Genomic DNA, 1,305 nt, shown 5'->3' on the forward strand with positions numbered 1-1,305 from the left:
GACCCTGTAAATAATTCTGTGTAACTGTCAGGGTTACATATATTCAGTGAGTCGGTCTTCGAACATAATCATAAAGCGGTTCAGGGCTTGTCGCCAGTTTCTGATTGGCATTGTCCATCTCTTGGACGCATCTTGGATCGCTAAGAAGATCACTTTTCTTGCCGACTCATCAGTCGGGAACAGTTTACGCTTCTTAATCGCCTTTCTAATAACGCTATTAAGTGATTCTATAGCGTTGGTTGTGTAGATCGCTCGCCTAATGTCTTCAGGGTAGTTGAAGAGCGTGTTCAGGTTATTCCAATGCGCTGTCCAGGAGCGGCTTATCTGAGGGTATTTATCATCCCATTTATCTGAGAGCTGCTCTAAGGCAAGTAGTGCTTCGTCTTCAGTTTTCGACTGATAGATTTTCTTAAGATCAGCAGTGACAGCCTTATAGTCCTTCCAAGGTACGTACTTGACTGAGTTTCTCACCATATGGACGATGCAGAGTTGTATCTGGGTATTTGGGAATGCTGCATTAATGGCATCAGGGAAGCCCTTCAGACCATCGACACATGCAATAAGAATGTCTTTTACTCCGCGGTTTTGTAGCTCTGTTAGTACAGCAAGCCAGAACTTAGCGCCTTCCGTTTCTGACAGCCACATACCAAGCAGTTCTTTTTGCCCCTCCATGTTTACGCCTAGAGCAAGATAAACGGCTTTGTTGATGACCTGTTTATCTTGTCTGATTTTAACGACAATGCAGTCGAGATAGACGATGGGGTAGACTTCATCTAATGGGCGAGATTGCCATTCAACAACCTGCTCTAGAACAGAGTCGGTCACCTTAGATATAAGGGTTGGTGAGACATCCGCATCGTACATTTCCTTGAATGTGGCTACGATTTCTCGGGTCGTCATGCCTTTAGCATAGAGGCTTAAGATTTTGTCATCCATCGATTGGAAGCGAGTTTGATGCTTACGAACCAGCTTTGGTTCAAAGCTTGACTCTCGGTCGCGAGGAACGTCTATCGGCACTTCACCATCATCAGTGATAATCGACTTGGTGGAGTACCCATTACGGGAGTTAGAACTAGGTTTAGGGGAGTGTTTTTCGTAACCAAGGTGCTCATCAAGCTCGACATTCAATGCCGTCTCAACAGTCACCTTGGTTAACATTTTGCGGAAGTCATCAAGATCAGTTTCTGTCTTAATTGACTTAGCTGCTTCACGAGCAAAAGCTTCAAGTGCTTTCTTATCCATACTGTCCATCCTTAGCCTTTAAGGCTTAAGTTTAGACAGTTACACAGAATTCAGGACAATCTC

The 1,305-nt window shown here is 44.4% G+C and carries 1 protein-coding gene; it reads right to left on the reverse strand.

The genetic code is table 11. The features are described 5' to 3' along the window. Nucleotides 1-33 precede the first annotated feature (33 nt). Nucleotides 34-1,242, reverse strand: coding sequence for an IS256 family transposase (locus tag MSG38_RS23935; protein ID WP_248402793.1), 1,209 nt, complete (start codon nucleotides 1,240-1,242; stop codon nucleotides 34-36). Between the last annotated feature and the right edge of the window lie 63 nt (nucleotides 1,243-1,305).

Source organism: Vibrio sp. 1CM24A (genome assembly GCF_023161725.1).
Lineage (GTDB): Bacteria > Pseudomonadota > Gammaproteobacteria > Enterobacterales > Vibrionaceae > Vibrio > Vibrio coralliirubri.

What these genes read in the sequence shown, in the direction of transcription:
- MSG38_RS23935 (WP_248402793.1), bottom strand. Translation starts at nt 1,242, where the DNA reads ATGGATAAGAAAGCACTTGAAGCTTTTGCTCGTGAAGCAGCTAAGTCA.